The sequence below is a fragment of the Rhizobium vallis genome (genome assembly GCF_003985155.1).
GTDB lineage: Bacteria > Pseudomonadota > Alphaproteobacteria > Rhizobiales > Rhizobiaceae > Rhizobium > Rhizobium vallis.
Window position 1 is genome coordinate 414257 of sequence record NZ_ML133686.1, and the last position, 18735, is coordinate 432991.

General features: G+C 61.6%; 16 protein-coding genes. 5 read left to right on the forward strand and 11 right to left on the reverse strand.

Annotation, left to right across the window (positions count from 1 at the left end):
- Positions 1 to 36 precede the first annotated feature (36 nt).
- Together msrA and EFQ99_RS02050 are read left to right on the forward strand one after the other, a co-directional pair.
- A complete protein-coding gene (gene msrA / locus EFQ99_RS02045) occupies positions 37 to 741 on the forward strand; it encodes a peptide-methionine (S)-S-oxide reductase MsrA (protein WP_126918991.1) in 705 nt (234 codons plus the stop codon).
- 228 nt (positions 742 to 969) lie between these two features.
- Entirely contained in the window at positions 970 to 1410 is a 441-nt protein-coding gene (locus EFQ99_RS02050; RefSeq protein ID WP_126918992.1) for a response regulator, read from the forward strand.
- Positions 1411 to 1424: 14 nt separating this feature from the next.
- Here EFQ99_RS02050 and EFQ99_RS02055 read toward each other — a convergent pair whose 3' ends face one another.
- Complete coding sequence (locus tag EFQ99_RS02055) at positions 1425 to 2165, reverse strand: TetR/AcrR family transcriptional regulator (protein ID WP_126918993.1); 741 nt, start codon at positions 2163 to 2165, stop codon at positions 1425 to 1427.
- 171 nt (positions 2166 to 2336) lie between these two features.
- On the opposite strand from EFQ99_RS02055, the gene EFQ99_RS02060 reads away from it, so the two are divergent.
- Positions 2337 to 3536 carry a multidrug effflux MFS transporter gene (locus EFQ99_RS02060; protein WP_126918994.1) on the forward strand — a complete coding sequence of 400 codons (1200 nt, stop codon included), beginning with the start codon at positions 2337 to 2339 and terminating at the stop codon, positions 3534 to 3536.
- A gap of 76 nt (positions 3537 to 3612) precedes the next feature.
- On the opposite strand, the gene EFQ99_RS02065 is transcribed toward EFQ99_RS02060, so the two are convergent.
- The 7 genes from EFQ99_RS02065 to EFQ99_RS02095 all read right to left on the reverse strand — a co-directional run bounded on the left by EFQ99_RS02065 (position 3613) and on the right by EFQ99_RS02095 (position 13012).
- Positions 3613 to 4650 (reverse strand): LacI family DNA-binding transcriptional regulator, encoded by a 1038-nt coding sequence (locus tag EFQ99_RS02065; RefSeq protein WP_126918995.1) that lies wholly within the window; start codon positions 4648 to 4650, stop codon positions 3613 to 3615.
- An 81-nt stretch (positions 4651 to 4731) separates the two neighbouring features.
- Complete coding sequence (locus EFQ99_RS02070) at positions 4732 to 5772, reverse strand: LacI family DNA-binding transcriptional regulator (RefSeq protein ID WP_126918996.1); 1041 nt, start codon at positions 5770 to 5772, stop codon at positions 4732 to 4734.
- A 272-nt stretch (positions 5773 to 6044) separates the two neighbouring features.
- A complete protein-coding gene (locus EFQ99_RS02075) occupies positions 6045 to 6359 on the reverse strand; it encodes a hypothetical protein (protein WP_126918997.1) in 315 nt (104 codons plus the stop codon).
- Between the two features lie 202 nt (positions 6360 to 6561).
- Positions 6562 to 8460, reverse strand: a complete 1899-nt coding sequence (locus tag EFQ99_RS02080) for an ABC transporter ATP-binding protein (protein ID WP_126918998.1) — start codon at positions 8458 to 8460, stop codon at positions 6562 to 6564.
- Between the two features lie 24 nt (positions 8461 to 8484).
- Positions 8485 to 10293 (reverse strand): ABC transporter ATP-binding protein, encoded by a 1809-nt coding sequence (locus EFQ99_RS02085; protein WP_126919574.1) that lies wholly within the window; start codon positions 10291 to 10293, stop codon positions 8485 to 8487.
- Positions 10294 to 10601: 308 nt separating this feature from the next.
- Positions 10602 to 11621, reverse strand: coding sequence for a DUF1254 domain-containing protein (locus EFQ99_RS02090; protein ID WP_126918999.1), 1020 nt, complete (start codon positions 11619 to 11621; stop codon positions 10602 to 10604).
- Positions 11622 to 11638: 17 nt separating this feature from the next.
- Complete coding sequence (locus EFQ99_RS02095) at positions 11639 to 13012, reverse strand: DUF1254 domain-containing protein (protein WP_245441435.1); 1374 nt, start codon at positions 13010 to 13012, stop codon at positions 11639 to 11641.
- Between the two features lie 469 nt (positions 13013 to 13481).
- Here EFQ99_RS02095 and EFQ99_RS02100 point away from each other — a divergent pair, with 469 nt between their 5' ends.
- Together EFQ99_RS02100 and EFQ99_RS02105 are read left to right on the forward strand one after the other, a co-directional pair.
- Complete coding sequence (locus EFQ99_RS02100; protein ID WP_126919001.1) at positions 13482 to 14888, forward strand: FAD/NAD(P)-binding protein; 1407 nt, start codon at positions 13482 to 13484, stop codon at positions 14886 to 14888.
- 69 nt (positions 14889 to 14957) lie between these two features.
- The gene (locus EFQ99_RS02105; protein ID WP_126919002.1) at positions 14958 to 16886 is read left to right on the forward strand and encodes a hybrid sensor histidine kinase/response regulator; all 1929 of its coding nucleotides are present in this window, start codon (positions 14958 to 14960) and stop codon (positions 16884 to 16886) included.
- Here the strand turns inward: EFQ99_RS02105 and EFQ99_RS02110 are convergent.
- The 3 genes from EFQ99_RS02110 to cyoC are packed head-to-tail and all read right to left on the reverse strand — an operon-like array spanning position 16881 to position 18731.
- Positions 16881 to 17666, reverse strand: coding sequence for an SURF1 family protein (locus EFQ99_RS02110; protein WP_126919003.1), 786 nt, complete (start codon positions 17664 to 17666; stop codon positions 16881 to 16883). The two genes, EFQ99_RS02105 and EFQ99_RS02110, sit on opposite strands and share 6 nt — an antisense overlap.
- Before the next feature lie 46 nt (positions 17667 to 17712).
- Positions 17713 to 18114, reverse strand: coding sequence for a cytochrome o ubiquinol oxidase subunit IV (gene cyoD / locus EFQ99_RS02115; RefSeq protein ID WP_126919004.1), 402 nt, complete (start codon positions 18112 to 18114; stop codon positions 17713 to 17715).
- Positions 18111 to 18731, reverse strand: coding sequence for a cytochrome o ubiquinol oxidase subunit III (gene cyoC / locus EFQ99_RS02120; RefSeq protein ID WP_126919005.1), 621 nt, complete (start codon positions 18729 to 18731; stop codon positions 18111 to 18113). Before cyoC ends, cyoD begins: the two co-directional genes overlap by 4 nt.
- Positions 18732 to 18735: the final 4 nt, after the last annotated feature.

Here is an 18735-nt window from a genome sequence, read left to right on the forward strand (position 1 = left end):
TGAGCAAGGATTTGGACGATCGCTGGAGGTAGCCCAATGTCCATGTCTTTCCGCCGCAGGAGCCTTGCCGCACTCCTCGCAGCCACCGTTCTCTCGCTCGGCCTGGGTGCTGCAAGTGCCGCAGAAGATGCCGTCATCGTCCCGCCGCCGGCCGTTGACGAGGCCGCAGGCTCAGGCACAGAGACCGCCATTTTCGCCGGAGGCTGTTTCTGGGGCGTCCAAGGCGTTTTCCAGCATGTGAAGGGTGTGGAGAGCGCCGTTTCCGGTTATGCCGGTGGCGATGCTGGAACGGCGCAGTATGAAACCGTCAGCACCGGTTCGACAGGTCACGCCGAATCCGTCCAGGTGCGGTTCGATCCGAAACAGGTGAGTTACGGCAAGTTGCTGCAGATCTTCTTCTCGGTGGCGCACAATCCGACGCAGCTGAATTTCCAGGGCCCGGACCAGGGAACACAGTATCGTTCGGCGCTGTTCGTCGCCGATCCAGAGCAGCGTAAGGTTGCCGAGAACTATATCCGCCAGCTCGACAAGGCCCATGTCTTCCCGCAGCCGATCGTCACCAGGGTGAGCGATGCAACCGGCTTCTATCCCGCCGAAGCCTATCATCAGGATTTCCTGACGCTCAATCCGAACTATCCCTATATCGTCTACAACGATCTGCCGAAAATCGAGAACCTGAAGTCGCTGTTCCCGGCCGACTACCGCAGCCAGCCGGTCCTCGTCAGGAAGGCCAAGGGTTGATTAATCCTTGGATCCCCGAGGTTTCAAGGGCGGCCACGGCGCCGCCCTTTTTGTAGCGCTTCTTCCGGGTTAAGAATTGATCAACGTTAACAACATCTTAATTTGAGAAAATCGCGTTCCAACGCGGAACATATCATCAGGTTGCCCGTTACGATCATGAGTTTCGAGCAGGGAGGCTGCCGGAGCGGATCCCTCTTTCGAAGTATGTGCATAACAAGGGGACGTATCATGGCCACCAATGTCGTGCGGCGCTGGCAACGAGATGATCTGATGAAACAGAGAGTATTGATCGTCGAAGATGAATTCCTGATCGCTCTCGATCTCGGGGCGACGGTGGAAGGCATGGGGATGCAGGTCGCAGGCCTTGCGCATGATCGCGAGCAGGCGCTGCGGCTGGCGCCGCTTGCCGATATTGCCTTCGTCGACGTCAATCTCGCCGATGGCCCGACCGGGCCTGACATCGGCCGGCAATTGGCTGAACAGCACGGCATTGCCGTCGTCTTCATGACCGGCAATCCGGAGGTCGTCGCACATGGTGTCAAAGGCGCCGTCGGCGTGGTTCAGAAGCCGGTCATGCCGTCGGTCGTCGAACAGCTGGTGAAATATCTTGCCGCGCGCCGCGTCGGCATGTTCGCAGTCGTTCCCAAACAGATGACGGTTTTTGCCTGATTGGCGGGCTTGGATCAGCTGGAAACGGCGGCAAGCTGTAGTTGAGGGTCGGTCTTTTCCGCTCCCGGCCCGCCATAGGCCTTGAGAAAGGTGCGGACGGCGTTTCGCGCCGCCCTTTCCAGTTCCTCATCGGTCGGCACGCCGCCGAAAAGGACGGTCATTTGCAGGTCGGCATTGCCGAGCGCCACGAACTGCCGGGCGGCGACGTCGAAATCGTCGATGACGAGTGCGCCCTTGTGGGCAAGCCGCGCGAGAAGTGCCGATAATGCCGTGGTCAGCTTGCCCGGTCCATGCTGGCGCCAGCTTTCGAAGAGATGCGGATACCGCTCGCCCTCGGTCTGCACCAGTTTGCGCAGGAATTTTCCGTCGTGGTTGCAGATGCAGTTCTTGTTGAGACGCACGACGAAAGCCGTCAGCTCGTCCTCCAGATTGTCGGCGCTGTCGGGGAAGGTCGACAGCATGGAGAAGAGCATGGTGTTGGCGCGGTTCATGACGTCCTCGACGACGGCGATGAACAGCGTTTCTTTCTCGCGGTAGTGATTATAGATCGTCTGGCGCGAAACGCAGGCGACGGCGGCGATCTCGTCGATGCTGGCTCCGGCAAAACCTTCGCGGCAGAAGACGTCGGCGGCGGCATCGAGGATCGACATACGCTTGGCGCATTGCCCACGCTGCGTATGCCCCGTCATCCTAGCTGCGGCCGTCATGCGATCTTTCATGAGAGCGAGGATAAGACGTCTTGACGTTTTAGACAATGGCGTCTAGTTTTACATCTGTGTCCAAATTTCTTGACACTCTGGTTCCGCAGCTGAAGATATGAGCTCCCAACTTCGTCTTCGCGCGAACGATCATCATTGAACCCCGAGAGCAATGCGGCGGAGCGACCATGCGCCGCCTCCGCTGCGCTTTTATGAAAGATCACCATTATGACGGCTTCCTTCTTTCGCATTGCCCTCATTCTCGGCCTTCTCTCGGCCATCGGGCCTTTCGCCATCGACATGTATCTGCCTGCGCTGCCGTCTATCGGCCAGGACCTGCATGCCGATAACAGCGTCACCCAGCTTACCCTTCTCGCCTTCTTCATTTCCTTTGCGCTCGCCCAGCTCGTCTACGGTCCGCTGTCAGATATGTGGGGCCGCAAGCTGCCGCTCTATCTCGGCATCGGCCTCTTCGCGGTCGCTTCGGTTGGCTGCGCGCTGGCGACCGATATCGAGACGCTGATTGCCTTCCGTTTCGTCCAGGGTATCGGCGGCGCGGCCGGCATGGTCATTCCGCGCGCCATCGTCCGCGATATGCACACCGGCGTGCAGGCCGCCCGCCTGATGTCGCTGCTGATGCTGGTCTTCTCGATCTCGCCGATCCTTGCGCCGCTGACAGGCAGCGCGGTCATCGAGTTTTACGGCTGGCGCGGCGTGTTCTGGGCGGTCACCACCGCCGCCTTGATCGGCCTCGTCCTGCTCGCCACACAGCTCGACGAGACCCGGCCAGCCAAGGAGCGCAGTGGCAGCGGTCTCGGAAGCGCCATGACCGCCTACCGGCGCCTGCTTGGCGACCGCAACTTCCTGACGCTAACCTTCATCGGCGGTCTCGGCATTTCGAGCTTCCTCGTCTATCTCGCCAACTCGCCCTTCGTGCTCATCCAGCATTATGGGCTGACGCCGACTGAATACAGCTTCGCCTTCTCGATCAATGCCGTGTCCTTCTTCGCGGTCTCGCAGGCGACGGGTTGGCTCGGCGAGCGTTTCGGCCTGGTGCGCGTCATGCGGATTGCGGTCAGCGCCTTTGCGCTTGCCATGATCGTCATGGCGGTGGTGATGGCCGCTGGTTTCAACCAGCTGCCTGTGATGGCGACCTTCCTCTTCATCGGCTACGGCTTCCTCGGCCTCGTCATTCCGACGAGCGCGGTGCTTGCGCTGGAGGATCATGGTGAGATCGCCGGCACGGCCTCGTCGCTGATGGGCACGCTGCATTTCGTGATCGCCGCGGCCGCCATGGTCATATCGAGCATCTTCTTCGACGGAACGGCCGTTCCGATGGCCGCCGGCATCGCGCTTTGCGCCTTCTGCGCCTTCGTGCTGACGCAGGCAACGATCGGCCGCCGCGCCACCGTTGCCGCCGCCGAATGATCAAGACAGGCCGCACCCGGTCTCCGGGTGCGGCACCTCATCCCATCGCGTGCTGCGAGCCGGGTCTGAGAGAGGCTCAGCGTGTGAGGGTGAAAGCGTCGCTTTCGCCGGGAACGAGTTCCATCGGCCAGATTCTGTTGCGGGCGCCCTGCGGGTAGTGCTCGGCATAGGCCGGCATGGTGGCGAGCAGGGTTTCGCCGAGCTGGGCGCCGAGATCGCGCAGCGACATGCGGAACGATGTCAGCGTCGGCTGCAGGAAATGGGTGCGCGGTTCGTCGCGGAAGCCGACGACGGCGAGGTCGCGGCCCGGCACGATTCCGGCTTCCGCAAGCCGCCGGTAAAGCCCGATCGCCATCAGTTCGTGGATCAGGATGATCGCGGTCGGCCGCTCTTCGATCATCAGAAGTTCGTGGCCGGCCTGATAGCCGCCCTGTTCGCTCGACTTGACGCGGATGACGAGAGCCGGATCGAAGGGAATATCGTGGCGTTTCAGCGCCTGGCGGTAACTGTCGAGGAAGATGTAGCCGAGGTTGATGTCGGAGGAGGGGGCGGCCACCGCGATCCGCCGATGGCCTTTTGCGACCAGCCGGTCGACACCGCGCGCTGCCACGCCCTCGAAATCGAGATCCATCCAGGTGTAGCTGCCGCCGGACGCGCTGCGGCCAAGCGCCACGAAGGGAATGCGGGCCTTTTCCAGAAGCTCGATGCGCCGGTCGGTACGTCGCGTCGCCGAGATGATCATCGCGTCGACGAGGCGGCGCGCCACCATGCGCTTCAGATATTCATGCGGATCCTCGTCATCGGGGCAGGGCAGCATGACCAGATCGAGCTTGTGACGGGAAAAGACGCTCTGCAGCCCGTCGGTGACGCCGAGGAAGAAGTCGTCACTGTTTTCGACCGTCTCGCGGCTCACTTCGAGCATCAGACCGATGACGTTGGTCATGCCCTGACGAAGGCTGCGGCCTGACTGGTTGGCGACATAACCGAACTCTTCGGCGGCGGCGAGCACGCGTCGGCGCGTTTCGTCGTTGACGTCAGGCTTGCCGTTCAGCGCACGGGACACGGTCCCGATCGAAATGTCGAGATGCTCGGCGAGCTGGCGGATTCCCTTCATCTGCGACGATTTTCCTCCCTATCGGATCGCATCTGCTCCTTCTTGCCACAGGTTTGCGTCCGCGAAAAGCCGGGGAGGGGGTTACGGTTTGAAGCTCTGGCGGATAATGAGTTCCGGAATAACGCGTTCGTAACCCGCAGGCGCGTCCGGATTTTCAAGGCGCCGCTCCATCAGCTCGACGGCGCGTTGGGCCATGGTCATCGGATCCTGGCGGAAGGTGGTCAACTGATAGCTCAGCCAGGAGGATTCCGGAACGTCGTCGAAGCCGATGACGGCGACATCCTCGGGGATGCGCAGCCGCGCTTCCTGGCGCGCGACGTCCATCAGTCCGAAGGCGATCAGGTCGTTGGCGCAGAAGATGGCGTCGGGCTTTATTCTCTCCGACAAGAGTGCGCGTCCGGCGGTGACGCCGCCCTCATAATCGGAATCTCCGCCGCGTGCGACGATAACGGATGCGCCGAGCGACTCGGCCGTCGAAAGGAAGGCGTTTTCGCGCTCGACGATAGCTGGCGTTCCCGAGTTGGAGCCGATGACCGCCAGGCGCCGTCTGCCGCTCTCGTAAAAGGCGGTTGCGGCCTTGCGCGAGGCTTCGGAGTTGCCGGCGCGCACATGGTCGGCGTCGGGCTCCGAGCGGCCGATGACGACGAGCGGCTGACCGTTTCGCTGCGCAAGCTCGAGGAAACTCGCCGGAGGCGAGCCGGACAGGATGATGATCGCCTCGGCACGGTGGCCGATCAGCATCTTCTGGGCGGCGAGCAGTTCGTCTTCCGTCTGGCCGGTGTTGATGAGGATCGGAATGCTGCCGCGCCGGATCAGCGATTTGGCAAGTGCGGCCGCCAGATGGGCGCGAAAACCCACTTCCGGCCGGGTGGCGACGATACCGACAAGGCGGCTCTGGTTGGCAAGCACGCCGCGCGCCAGGTCGTTGACGTGGTAGCCGAGTTCTTGGGCCGCCCGCAGCACCTTTTCGCGCGTCGCCGGGGCAACGCTTGCGCCCGGTGTGAAGGTGCGCGAAACGGCGGAGCGCGAAACGCCCGCCAATTGCGCCACCTGCTCGGCGCTGACGAAGCGCATGCGCTCCTTTTTCGAAGGCTTGCCGTTCTTCACCGGACCATCATTCATCGGCTTTCCCTCAATGCTCCATTGCGCGGCAGATGCCTGCCTTCAGGAATGCTCGACGATCAGCATGAAAAGCGCAACGGAACAAGCACTGAAGAACGGTGATTGGCACGATTTGGCAATTCCGCCGGCTCCAACCGTATAAAGGAGCGATGGCAGTCAGTTGACACCAGGTGCGGGCAATTCTCATTGCGAGGGAGAACCGAGGCTGCCGCAGGCAACCTCGGTTTGGGGGCGAAAGTCAGCCGCGAAACGAGTGAGGGTCTTCTGACCGGTTACTCGCAGACGCGTACCGTTTCGGTATGATAACCGCCGTCATAGCGGTTGCGGACGTCGCGGTCCTCATACCAGCATCTCGGCGCGGGTTCGACATAGCGCGGACCATCAACATAACGGGGGCCGTCGACGTAGCGAGGGCCGTTATTGACGAGGGCGCCTCCAATCAGGCCGCCGACAACACCTGCAGCAACCCCGCCAGCGATGATGCGGCCGGTATTGTTGTGGTGATGATGGTCACGCGCGGCAGCGGGCTGAATGGCCGATCCAACAAGGGCCGTCGCGATCAACAGGCTGCTAATAATTCTCTTCATAACATTCTCCTCAGTGGCTGGCACCTCACCCCCTATAGAGGAGAAATGCCGCAGCACGGCGTTTGTTCGTTCAAATTTTGCGCCTTTTAAGGCAAATCGACCGCCGCTGTTGCCAAAAATACATAAAACGACGCAACAGACATCGGTTTTTTGCGCTTCGTACCGAAGGCCCGTAGCGACGTCGCTGCGCCGATATCCGGGATCAGGTGGCCGATTCGGTCGCGGTCGTTTCTTCCAGCACCTCCTCGGGAATGTCGTCGAAGGATGCGTAGTTGAGGTTATAAAGCTTCGAATAGAGCTTGCCGTTCTTCATCAACTGCTGGTGGTTGCCGCTCTCGACGATCTCCCCATTCTGCAGCACGATGATGCGGTCGGCTTCGCGGATCGTCGCCAGACGGTGGGCGATGACGAGGCCGGTACGGTTTTCGAGCAGCTTCACCAGCGCCTTCTGGATCAGCATCTCGGTATAGCTGTCGATATTGGCCGTCGCCTCGTCGAGCACGAGGATCTTGGCGTCGGCCACCAGCGCGCGGGCGAAGGAGAGGAGCTGGCGCTGGCCGAGCGAAAGATTGCCGCCGCGCTCGCCGAGCATGCCGTCATAGCCTTCCGGCAGGCGCATGATGAAGTCGTGTGCGCCGACAGCCTTGGCGGCTTCGATCACCTGTTCGCGGGTGGCTTCCGACTTGTGGTAGCGGATATTTTCGAAGACGGTGCCGGTGAACAGAAAAGGCTCCTGCAGCACCATGGCGATCTGCTGGCCGAGTGAGTCCTGTGTCAGCTCCCGTACGTCATGCCCGCCGACCAGCACCTGCCCCTGCTGCACCTCATAGAAGCGGTGGATCAGCGACATGCAGCTCGACTTGCCCGATCCCGTCGGGCCGACGAGAGCGACCGTCTCGCCCGGGTTTACCTTGAAGCTCACATGTTTCAACACCGGATGCTTGGGATTGTAGCCGAAAACGACATCGCGGAATTGCACCGAGCCGTCCATCTCGGCCGACAGCACCTTGGCGTCGGGCGCATCCTTGATGTCGACCGGCACGTCGAGCACATCGGTCAGACGCTGGCCAGATGCCATGGCGCGTTGCATGACCGAATATTGCAGGGTCAGCGAACGGATCGGGTCGAAGAAGCGCTGGATGTAGAAGAGGAAGGCGACGAGCACGCCGACGTCGAGCGCCTGGTTCAGGACGCGCGCGCCACCGACGACGATGACGAGCGCCATGGCGATACCGGTCAGCGAATCGACGATCGGCACCATGATCTGGGCATAACGCGCCGCCGTGAGGTGCGTCAGCAGATTGGCACGCGCCTTGTCGTCATAGAGCATGAAGTTGACGTCCTGCCGATCCATGCTCTGGACGGCGCGAACACCATGGATTGCTTCGGCAAGCGCGCCGTTCGCAACCGAATTCGTCTCATGCGCGGCCATGAAGGATTTGCGCGCCAGCGGCAGCCAGAACAGGCGCACGACAAAGAGCACCGGCAGCACGGAAAGGGTCAGCAGACCGAGCTTGAAATCGAGATAGAGCATCACGAAGACGATGCCGAAGAGCAGGAAGATATCGCCGACCGACAGTACGCAAGTTTCGAGAAATTCCTGCATCGAGTTGACGTCGCCCTGCAGGCGCGACATCAGCCGACCGACCTCGGTTTTGTCCATGAAGGAGAGCGACACGCGCTGGAGATGCGAGAACATCGCCTTGCGGATATCGAAGAGCACGTTTTCCGCGACGCCGCCGACCAGCATTTCCTGCCAATAGCTGGCGCCATAGTTGATGAGAATGGCGATGAGGAAGGCGACGATCGCCAAGGTCAGCGCCGAATGACTGCCGCCGGGCTGCATGCCGTGGTCGATCGCGTAGCGGATGATCAGCGGGATGAGGAGCTGCATGCTGGTGAAAACAAGCACCGAAATGACTGACAGGAGGACATCGCGGCGATAGGGATGCACATAGGCCCAGATGCGCTTGACGATGTTGGAATCGAAGACCTTGCCGAAGATCTCCTCTTCCACGCGCTGCGAGCCGACGACCGCCCGTGGCGGACGCCTGCCATCCTCGCGAACATCAGCACGCTCGGTTTCCAGTTCCTCGGCCATCTCAATTCCTCCAGCGCCGGTTTCTCACGCGCTCAAAGCGTCGTCGCCCGGTCGCACCTGCAAATCGTAAAGCGCCTTGTATCGTCCGCCGAGCAAAAGCAGCTCGTCATGTGTGCCCTGTTCGACGATGCGGCCGTCCTCGATGAAGAAGATCTTGTCGGCATGCATCAGCGAGCTCAGGCGGTGGGCGACGATGATCGTCACCCGATCGGCGGCATAACGGCGCATGGCGCTGCGGATGCGCTGCTCGGTGGCAGCGTCGATCGCCGCCGTCGAATCGTCGAACACCATCACGGCCGGCTTCAGCATGAGCGCGCGGGCGATCGACAGCCTCTGCCGCTGGCCGCCGGAAAGCGATACGCCGCGTTCGCCGACGACCGTGCCGTAGCCTGTGGGCAGCCCGAGCACGTAGTTATGGAGCTGCGCGCTTTCGCTGGCGCGTTCGATGCGGCCTTCCTTCGCCCAGGGATCGCCGTAGGCGATGTTGTTTTCAATCGTCGTCGTGAAGAGGAAGGAATCCTGTTGCACGACGGCGACCGAGCGGCGCAGTGACTGCAGCGTCGCCTTGCGAATATCCTGCCCGTCGATGGTGATCTTGCCGCCGGTCGTGTCGTAGAAGCGAGGGATCAGATGTGCGAGCGTCGTCTTGCCACTGCCGGGCGGGCCGACGATGCCGATCGTTTCGCCGCGCTTGGCCTCGAAGCTGACGTCGTGCAACACCGGCTGCATGGGCGCGCTCGGATAGGCGAAGCTGACATTCTCGAAGCGCAGCGTGCCGTCCGTCACTTTCAATTCCTTGGCATCAGGCGCATCGCGCACGGCAATTTCGAGATCCAGCAACTCGAAGAGGCGCGTGCCGCAGGTCGAGGCGCGGGCAAAGGCATTGACCATCAGGCCGAGCTGACGCACCGGCATCTGCAGGATGGTCATGAAGGTGAGGAAGGAGGCGAGCGTGCCGACGGTGATCTCGCCGGACATGACCTTGCCTCCGCCGACCCACAGCACCAGGCCCATGGCGACGAAGAAGGAGAAGGTCATGGCGCTGGTATTGACGACGCGGATGCCGACGCGCTGATGGGCGAGCTCCAAAGCGTTCTTCGACGCTTTCTCGAATTTCGAGAGCTCGTGCTCCTGCGCCGCGAAGGCGCGCACGACACGGATGCCGCCGAGGTTTTCTTCCATGATACGGGTAAGCACTGAAAGCCGCTGTTGAAGATCCAGCCAGGTGGCGCGCAGGCGAAGCTGGGTGACGGATGAGCGCCAGCCGACGAAAGGCACGAAGGAGAGCGCCAGCAGGCCGAGCACGACGTCGGTCGAAAGCAGCATGTAGGCGCCGATGCCGATCAGCATGGAAAGCAGGAAGACGCGCACGAGAGCCGTCGAGAAATACATGCGCACGCCTTCCAGGTCGAGCAGGCCGACGGTGATCAGGTCGCCGGAATGCACGGTGTCATGAAAGCTGAAGGAGAGGCGCTGGATCTTCTCGTAGCAGGCCAGCCGCAGCTCGTAGCCCATGTGGTGGCCGACGGATTCGCTGAAGTAGTTCTGCACCATGGTGAAGATGCCGCGAAGCACGCTGGCGCCGAGCAGAAGCAGCGCAGTCGTCAGCAGCGCGTCCTGCGCCTGCTGCCCGATCGTGCCGCCGTGAAGCGCCACCTGGGTGTGGTCGACGGCCTGGCCGAGAAGGCGGGGGATCAGAAGCTGGAAGGTGGAGGCGATCAGGGTGGCGCCGATGGCAAGGCCCGCCTGCCATGGGTGTCGGAAGGCCATCACGGTGATGCGCACCAGTGTGTAGAGGCCTTGGCCCCAGCCTGCCGCAGTTGCAAGCGCCATCGAAGCCGAAGGCTTCGTCGCGCGTGTTAACGCTTCGCTGCTCACGGTATTTTTTCCAATAGATGTGGTGCTCGGACGCTGGCCCGAAAAGACGGCAAATCCATGAAGGGATTGATAGCACCGTCACTTTTGCCGATTCGACCAGGGGGTTCAAGTAAACAATTCACCAACTGGTTATTTTTACGTGAGGTCTCCTCGCATCCTGATGGGAGCGATCGGCGCACGCAGGGTTGCGATCGGTAATCCTTCAAAGAACCGCCGCAGAAGCAAACGATGCGGCTGAAAGAGCTGATCTTCCCAAGTGGTCGTCAACCAGCCGGCATGGCTTTTGGAAAAGTCCATTTCCCATCGAGAATGGCGGCGGAAGGACGATAGAGGCGCACCGTGTAGTTCCAGCCGTTGGTGATTGGGAGGCAGTTGACGGTCTTGCCGTCGCAGCCTCCGAACTGGATTTTCACCGTTCCGTCGGCATCCTTGCGGGCGGTGAGGTTGTTCAGTGTGTAGGCGTTCAACGTATTTGCCTCGTAATAGCCCTTCGCGTTGTAGACGCTGATCGACCAGAACCCCTCGACCGGCACCTCTCCGACATCGAGCGTATAGACGGTCTTGCCGTCATTCTTCTCCGGCGTGACGGTGAGATAGGTCGCATCCTTCTGTGGATTGCCGCCCCAGGCGTAGGCCGAACCGATCAGGCGGCGGACGGGATCGACCTCGTCCTTCCTGCCGAACATCCCGTTGGTATCAGGCAGCGTCGCGGCAAGCTCGATCAACGCCGCTCTCACCTTCTTCTGGCTCTCCGGATCCCAATTGGGAACTTCGAACCTGCCGGGTACCTTCTGCTCTACTTTGATCGCGTCCTGCAGGGCGTGCACCTGCTTGATATCGTCGGGGTCGTTGGGATCAACGAGCGTCCTGACCGCTGCCAACACGTAGCGCGTGCCGATCTTCTCCTTGGACAGAGTATAGTTTCCAGGCTTGTAGATAACCTCAGGGGTGTACTGGTCCTCGTCGATGAGCTGCATGGACATGAATCGTTTGCTCGCATCGGGCAAGGTGATCGTCACCGGCCCCGCATCGAGATCGAAGAGCGCTGCCGAGTAGAGCGTGTCCCGGTTCGTCCTGATGACGAGTTGATTGTCGATCGGGCTCAGCTCGCGATGATGCTTGAATTTTCCGAAGCCGTCGTCCTTGACGATGTTACCGAAATAAAGGTCGGATTCGGCACGGGGGAAGTTGTCCGGCGTCACGGGGACGGCTTGCTGGGCGAGTGCAACAGTGCCTGAGACCAATGCCAGCACGGTGGCTGCGGTGACGAGTCTGCCTGTCATGTCGATCTCCTCCCTTGTCAGTTCACGCGTTCGAGCGCAGGAGCTTTCCATCTCCCGTCGAGAGCTTCGGCCTTGGGCCAATAGAGCCGCATGACAAGAAAAAAAGGCCCGGCGGGTGCCGGCAGCCAGTTGGCTTGCCTGTCTGCGGCGGGCATCTCGTGCTGGATCTCGAGTGTGATGCCGCCATCGGCATCCCGCTTGAGATCCGGGAGCATCGGCGAATTGATGAGGTAGCGATGCAGCGAGTTGGCGCTCAGCAGACTGGACGGAAGCTCGTAAAGGGTAAGCGACCAGAAGGCGTTGACAGGCGGTAGCGCATCCTGCGCAAAGCGGATCCTATATCGATGACCGGCGCCGTCGATGCTCTCGCCTTTGGAGTCGATGAAATATACGGGATAGATCGCCTCTTCCTTCGAATTCCCGTAAATCCCAAGCACGGCACCCGACATCCGGTCGAGATAATTGCCGTTCAGGAAGGCGCGTGTGCCGAAACTGTCGGCGCTTGAACGCTTGCCGGTGTCGAGTTCAGTTTCCTTATGCTCTTTGAAGGCTGCCCAGGCGTCCGCCATGCCGGCCTCGACGGCTTCCAGCAGTTCCGGCGGCAGGGCCTGCGGATCGAAGGTCTTGCCGGCGCCGATGCCCAATTTGGCGAAGCGGGCCATCATCTCCGTTTCCAAGGGGTTGACCGGGCAGAATTGCAAGATGAAGTCGAGCAGGCTGAAGAATTGTGGCGACGTGCGTTCTTCGTCGACGCTCAGCGGCTTGATGAAATCGATTTTGGCCGGCGCGGCGGGGGCAGGCTGGCCGAGAAATGCCGATAGAGGCTCGACACGGTATCCCGCCTGTATCTTCTTGACGTTGTCGATATCGGCGGGATCGAAGAGCTGTGTGCGGAAAAGCAGGAATGCCAATTCCGTCTCCGAACGGACCACGGCACTGACGCCGGAGGGAGGCTTCCCCTTCCAGTTGGGGCCGGCGAGCAGGAACGTGCCGGAACTGTTTCCCGTAGCACGGCTGCCGACATAGGCAAAATTGAAGGTGTACATGTCGACGAACTGGATCGAATAGTACCGGCCGTTCTCCACCTCGGGCACGCTGATCACCAGCGGTTCCGCTCTGAGGTCGGCGCCGACCGAGGAATAGGGCGTGTCGGAGTTGGGCGTCTGGATGGCCTTGTCGTCGGGTGTATAGACCCGCGCGGTGTTGGTGAGAGTGTTCCATTCGCCTTTGTATTCCGGGTCATTCCGGTCGACGAAATAGGAATATTGCACGCGATAGCTGTCGACCAAGGGGAAGCCGTAGATATAGGCTTCCCTGGCGATGGCGCGCGCCTCCTCAGGAGATGGCAAGGATGCCGTACCGTTCGCGCGCGCGGTCGTTGGTATCGGCATGCGGGGTAACAGCGCGACAGCAGCGCCGGCTGCGATAAGGGTTCGTCTCCGAAGCATGGCAAGCCTCCAAAACCACACATCCCGTCGACCTGGGCCATCGACCTCGTGTCAACGCAACCTAGGATGACAGGGCTGCAAGAAGAAGTACGTTACGGTAAATGACGGCGTAACGAACTGGTCGAGGGCCGCCCAAGATCGAAAAATATGCCGCCTTCCCAACGGCTTACTACGCCGCCGCAACAAAGCCCTTGCCACCTGTGGATTTTAGCGCTTTCATACACGACTAGTTTAATAGACTATGGACGAGCGGAATTGCTCCCCTAGATCCCTTGCGGGGCGACCGGTTCGGACCCCAATGCTGCGGCAGATGTTGTGAATGGCTGCATAAACCTCAACAACGCATGACCGGCTTTTATGCGTTGAAACCTCGATCGACACACGGTGCGGATGAACCCGCAAAGGAGTTGCGATGACGGTTCAGGGACTTTTTTCCGCGAGAGCCAATGCGGCGGCGCAGATATCGGCCGTGCCGCGCATTGCGATCGTCGGGCGCGGCTTTTCCGGCATGATGACTGCGATCGCGTTGATGAAGACGGTGCGTGCACCCTTCCACCTGCAGCTTTTCGATCCGAACTCGTCGGTCAGCGGCGGTCAGGCGCTGTCTTCGGTCCGCGCCTCGACGATCCTCAACACCCGCGTGCGCGATCTCTCGGTTTCGCTCGGCGACAACGACGATTTCAATGACTGGCTCTGTAGCAACGCCGCCTTCCGTGCCGCCGTACCGGCCGCCATCCCAGGTTTTCGGCAGATCTTCGTGCCGAAGGAAATTTTCAGCGACTATGTCTATCAGCGCTTCTCGGAGGCGCTCGCCGCCCGCCGGGACATCACCGTCCAGGTCTGCAATGATCCCGTCGTGGCGATCCGCAGGAGCCACGGCAACCGTTTCCTGCTCGAAAGCGCCAATCCCGCCAATCCGCTCTTCGATACCGTGATCCTCGCCACCGGCTACGGTTTGACGGAGCCGGATGCCGGCGGACCGGACGTTTCATCGGTGAGGGCCCAGCGTCTCGTCGCCCGGCCGCATGCGGTGCTGCTCGGCAGCGGCATCCGCGTAGTCGATCAGTTGCTGCAGCTGCGCGATTCCGGTTATGCCGGCCAGATCACGATCATTTCCAGACGCGGCTTCCTACCCCAGAGCCATACGCCGAATTCCGCCGATCCGGTCTTCCCGGCCGAAGCGTTGCCGCAGAGCCTGCCTGATATCGTGCGCTTCATCCGTCAGGCCTGTCGCGAGGCCGAGGAAGAGGGCCGAAGCTGGCAATCGGTGATGAACGGCCTGAGGAAACACGCCCGCTTGCTTTGGCGCTCGCTGCCGGCGCGCGACAAACATCAGTTCAACCGGCACCTCAGGGCAATCTACGACAGCCACCGCAACCGTCTGCCCGAGGCCATGCATCTGCGGCTGAAACGCGAGCTTGCCGAAGGCCGCACCGTGCTGCGCCGCGGCCGTGCCGGCCGCCAGGGGCTGAGCGGTCTGTTCTTCACGCCGGCCGGTTCCTCTGTCGAGGAGGTCATCCATGCCGAGCGCATCATCGATTGCCGCTGTCAGGCGCCGGATCTTTCAGCCCCGCTGATGCAGAGCCTGCTTTCGGCCGGCCTTGCCATGCCGGACGAGCTATCCCTCGGGCTTGCGGTCAATGCGCGCGGCGAGCCCTTCCTGAAGGATGGCTCGACTGTCGCCGGGCTCTTCGCGGTCGGACCGCTCGGCCTTGGCAGCCTGCCCGATATCGATCTCGTGCCCGAAATCGTCACGCAGGCCTATGCCGCCGCTGAGCGGGTCGGAGAGCGGTTTTACCCACAGGTCAAGGCCGTCTGAAAAGCGAGGCCGCTCCGGAACCATCGGCCCGCCGCCGCGTTATTAAGCGCTGCTGCTTAAGAGGGGCCGATGGAAGTGCTGAATCGACATGATACCTCTCTTACCGAAGAGGGACGCTTTCGCCTTCTGGTCGATGCCATCACCGACTACGCCATCTATATGCTGAGCCCTGAAGGCATCATAACCAGCTGGAATACCGGCGCGCAGCGCTTCAAGGGCTACAAGCCTTCCGAAATTCTGGGTGAGCATTTTTCCCGTTTCTATCTGGAAGAGGACCGTGCGGCGGGAATTCCGGAGCGGGCTCTCGCGACGGCCGCGGAGACCGGCCGATTCGAGGGCGAGGGCTGGCGCCAGCGCAAGGACGGCAGCCGCTTCTGGGCTCATGTGATCATCGACCCGATCCGCCGTCCTTCCGGCGAACTCATCGGCTTTGCCAAAATCACCCGCGACCTGACCGAACGCAGGGCGGCAGAGAACGCAATCCGCGAGAGCGAGGAGCAGTTTCGTCGCCTCATCCAGGGCGTTTCCGACTATGCGATCTACATGCTCGACCCAAAGGGTAATGTCAGCAGCTGGAATTTCGGCGCCGAGCGCATCAAAGGCTACCGGCCGGAAGAGATCATCGGCCGGCATTTTTCGACCTTCTATACGCCAGAGGACCGGGAAGCCGGTGTGCCGGAGACAGCCCTCACCGTTGCGCGGGCCGAAGGCCGCTTCGAACGGGAAGGGTGGCGCGTGCGCAAGGACGGCACCCGTTTCTGGGCTAGCGTCGTCATCGACGTCATCCGCGACGACGACGGCGATGTGCTTGGTTTTGCAAAGATCACCCGTGATATCACCGAGAAGATGGAGACCCAGAGGGCGCTGGAGCAAGCTCGCGAAGAACTCTTCCAGTCGCAGAAGATGGAGGCGATCGGTCAATTGACCGGCGGCATCGCTCATGATTTCAACAATCTGCTGATGGCCGTGCTCGGCAGTCTCGAGATCCTGAAGAAACGCATGCCGCAGGATCTCTCGCTGACGTCGCTGGTCGACAACGCGATGCAGGGCGCCCAGCGGGGTGCTGCCTTGACGCAGCGCATGCTTGCCTTTTCCCGCCGGCAGGAACTGCATGTGGAGCCGATCGACGTCTCAGGCCTGGTCCGCGGCATGATGGATATGCTCAGCCGATCGCTCGGTCCCCTCACCGTGATCGATACGTTTTTCCCGGTCAGGCTGCCGACCATCCTGACAGATCCGAACCAGCTGGAGATGGCCATCCTGAACCTCGTCGTCAACGCCCGCGATGCCATGCCATCAGGCGGCCGGATCGTGCTTCGCGCTTCCGAGGAATCGGCGCCTCCAGCCAAGAGCCCGCTGTCGCCCGGCCGCTACGTCCGCATCGCAGTGACGGATGAAGGCGAGGGCATGGATGCAAAGACGCTCGAGCAGGCGGTCTCCCCGTTCTTCACCACCAAGGGTGTCGGCAAGGGCACCGGCCTCGGCCTTTCCATGGTGCAGGGCCTGACGACCCAGTCCGGCGGCCGCCTCTTCTTGAAGAGCAAACCCGGCGAGGGCACGACCGCCGAATTGTGGTTCCCGGTCGTCGTTGCCGAACGGGCGACGGAAACAGCCGCCGATCTGCCGCAGCGTGAGCAAATCGCGCCGGACGGCCTGCGCGTCCTCGCTGTCGATGATGACGGGCTCGTCCTGATGAATACGACGCTGATGCTCGAGGATCTCGGCCATACCGTGTTCGAGGCGATGGCGGGCTCCGAGGCTCTCGACATCCTGCACAGGCAGCCGGTCGACCTGGTGATTTGCGACCACGCCATGCCGCGCATGACGGGCGCGCAACTGGCACAGGCGATCCGCGACGAATGGCCTGAGATGCCGATCCTTCTCGCAACCGGTTACGCGGAGCTTCCGGAAGGCGCCGGCATGATAAACCTGCCTCGTCTCGGCAAGCCTTTCTCGCAGGCGCAGCTCGCCGATGCGATCAGCCGGGTCGTCTCATGAGGATGGGCGACGCGGGGAGCGTTTCGCCTGATCTCGGCTATTCCTCTCGCCGCGAAGAATGAGCACCAGCAATACCAGCGCCATCGCCGCCAGTCCGTACCAGGTGACGGCATAGACGAGATGGTTGTTCGGAAAATGGACCACGGTCAGGCCGCCGATCGGCAGGCCGCCCGGGTTGGGAGTGGCATCCGCATCGATGAAATAGGGCGCGACCGTACTGACACCGCGCTTTTCAGCGATCGCGGCGACATCGCGCGAATACCATCGGTCGGCGGCGAGGTCGTTGGATTGCAGCAGGGATCCCTTCGGCTCCGTCATCCGCAACAGTCCGGTGATCTCGACCGCTCCAGACCTTTGGCCTTCGCGGCGTAAGGTGGGGTCACGCCGGTTGGTCGGCACGAAGCCGCGATTGACGAGGATGGATGTACCGTCGGCAAGCCTCAGCGGCGTCATCACCCAGTAACCCGGGCCGAGCGCGGTCGAAGCATAGACCAGCGTCTCATTATCGTTCGCGAGTGTGCCGGTTGCGGTCACCCGCCGATATTCGTCGTCGGCCGCATTGACCTTGCTCCAATCGGCACGTGCCGGCGCCGGTACGGGTTCCGCATGCAGACGCTGGTCGACGCGGGCGATGAGGTCGCGTTTCCAGGCCAGGCGTTGCACCTGCCAGGTGCCGAGCGCCGCGAGTGCTGCGGCCAGCAGCGCCAGGCATGCGGCTGAGATCACCAGTGTTGCCGGAGAACGCCGTCTTTCCGATTTTTCCGAGGGAACTTCGCTCATGGGCTGATCCGCGATGGGCGGCGCTGTCACCGCCCTTTCGCTACAGTCACGGCATGTTCTTCATCATCTCGGGGCTCATCGGCATCATGTTGGTGTTGAGATGATGCATGACCCAGAGCGAGCCGGAGAGCGCGATTGCGACGATGACGATGGTGAAGATCAGCGCCATCATCGTCCAGCCGCCCTCGCTCCTGGGGTTCATGTGCAGGAAGAAGACCATATGGACGACGATCTGGATCGCGCCGAGGCCCATCACCAGCACCGCCGTCAGGGCTGGGCTGGCGATCACGCCCGACATCACAAGCCAGAAGGGAATGGCGGTCAGGATGACAGAGAGTACGAAGCCCGTCATATAGCTCTTGAACGTGCCATGGCCGGCCTGATGGCCGTGGCTGTGGCCGTGATGAGCCTCGTGGGCATCCTCATGTGCAGGTGCTTGCGAACTCATCCGAGAACTCCCAGCAGATAGACGAAGGAAAAGACGCCGATCCAGACGACGTCGAGGAAGTGCCAAAACATTGAAAGGCACATCAGCCGGCGGCGGTTGGCCTCGACCAACCCGTGCATCGACACCTGCACCATCAGCGTGATGATCCAGATAATGCCGAAGGTAACGTGCAGTCCGTGCGTGCCGACCAGCGTGAAGAAGGAAGACAGGAAGGCGCTGCGCGTCGGCCCGGCGCCTTCATGGATCAGGTGGATGAACTCATAGAGTTCGAGCCCGATGAAGGCGGCGCCGAACAGGCCGGTGACGGCGAGCCAGAACAGCGTTTCCGCCTTTGCGTTCCGCTCCATCTGCAGCATGGCAAAGCCGTAGGTGATCGAGGAGAAGAGCAGCATCGAGGTGTTGAGGGCAACGATCGGCAGATCGAAGAGATCGGCCGGCGACGGACCGGCGGCATAGTTACGGCCGAGCACGCCGTGCGTCGCAAACAGCACCGCGAAGATCAGGCAGTCGCTCATCAGGTAGAGCCAGAAGCCGAGATTGGTGCTGCCTTCGGGATGATGGTCTTCCGTCAGGTAGAATTCAGGCTTTTCGGCCGTGTCGATGGTTTGATCGCTCATGGTC

Bases quoted from the DNA above. Each gene is read 5' to 3' on its own strand.
- EFQ99_RS02085 (WP_126919574.1), bottom strand. From the start codon at position 10,293: ATGGCGCTTGCAACTGCGGCAGGCTGGGGCCAAGGCCTCTACACACTG.
- EFQ99_RS02060 (WP_126918994.1), top strand. From the start codon at position 2,337: ATGACGGCTTCCTTCTTTCGCATTGCCCTCATTCTCGGCCTTCTCTCG.
- EFQ99_RS02050 (WP_126918992.1), top strand. From the start codon at position 970: ATGGCCACCAATGTCGTGCGGCGCTGGCAACGAGATGATCTGATGAAA.
- EFQ99_RS02110 (WP_126919003.1), bottom strand. From the start codon at position 17,666: ATGAGCGAAGTTCCCTCGGAAAAATCGGAAAGACGGCGTTCTCCGGCA.
- EFQ99_RS02080 (WP_126918998.1), bottom strand. From the start codon at position 8,460: ATGGCCGAGGAACTGGAAACCGAGCGTGCTGATGTTCGCGAGGATGGC.
- EFQ99_RS02075 (WP_126918997.1), bottom strand. From the start codon at position 6,359: ATGAAGAGAATTATTAGCAGCCTGTTGATCGCGACGGCCCTTGTTGGA.
- EFQ99_RS02095 (WP_245441435.1), bottom strand. From the start codon at position 13,012: ATGCCGATACCAACGACCGCGCGCGCGAACGGTACGGCATCCTTGCCA.
- cyoD (WP_126919004.1), bottom strand. From the start codon at position 18,114: ATGAGTTCGCAAGCACCTGCACATGAGGATGCCCACGAGGCTCATCAC.
- EFQ99_RS02070 (WP_126918996.1), bottom strand. From the start codon at position 5,772: ATGAATGATGGTCCGGTGAAGAACGGCAAGCCTTCGAAAAAGGAGCGC.
- EFQ99_RS02105 (WP_126919002.1), top strand. From the start codon at position 14,958: ATGGAAGTGCTGAATCGACATGATACCTCTCTTACCGAAGAGGGACGC.
- EFQ99_RS02065 (WP_126918995.1), bottom strand. From the start codon at position 4,650: ATGAAGGGAATCCGCCAGCTCGCCGAGCATCTCGACATTTCGATCGGG.
- msrA (WP_126918991.1), top strand. From the start codon at position 37: ATGTCCATGTCTTTCCGCCGCAGGAGCCTTGCCGCACTCCTCGCAGCC.
- EFQ99_RS02090 (WP_126918999.1), bottom strand. From the start codon at position 11,621: ATGACAGGCAGACTCGTCACCGCAGCCACCGTGCTGGCATTGGTCTCA.
- cyoC (WP_126919005.1), bottom strand. From the start codon at position 18,731: ATGAGCGATCAAACCATCGACACGGCCGAAAAGCCTGAATTCTACCTG.
- EFQ99_RS02100 (WP_126919001.1), top strand. From the start codon at position 13,482: ATGACGGTTCAGGGACTTTTTTCCGCGAGAGCCAATGCGGCGGCGCAG.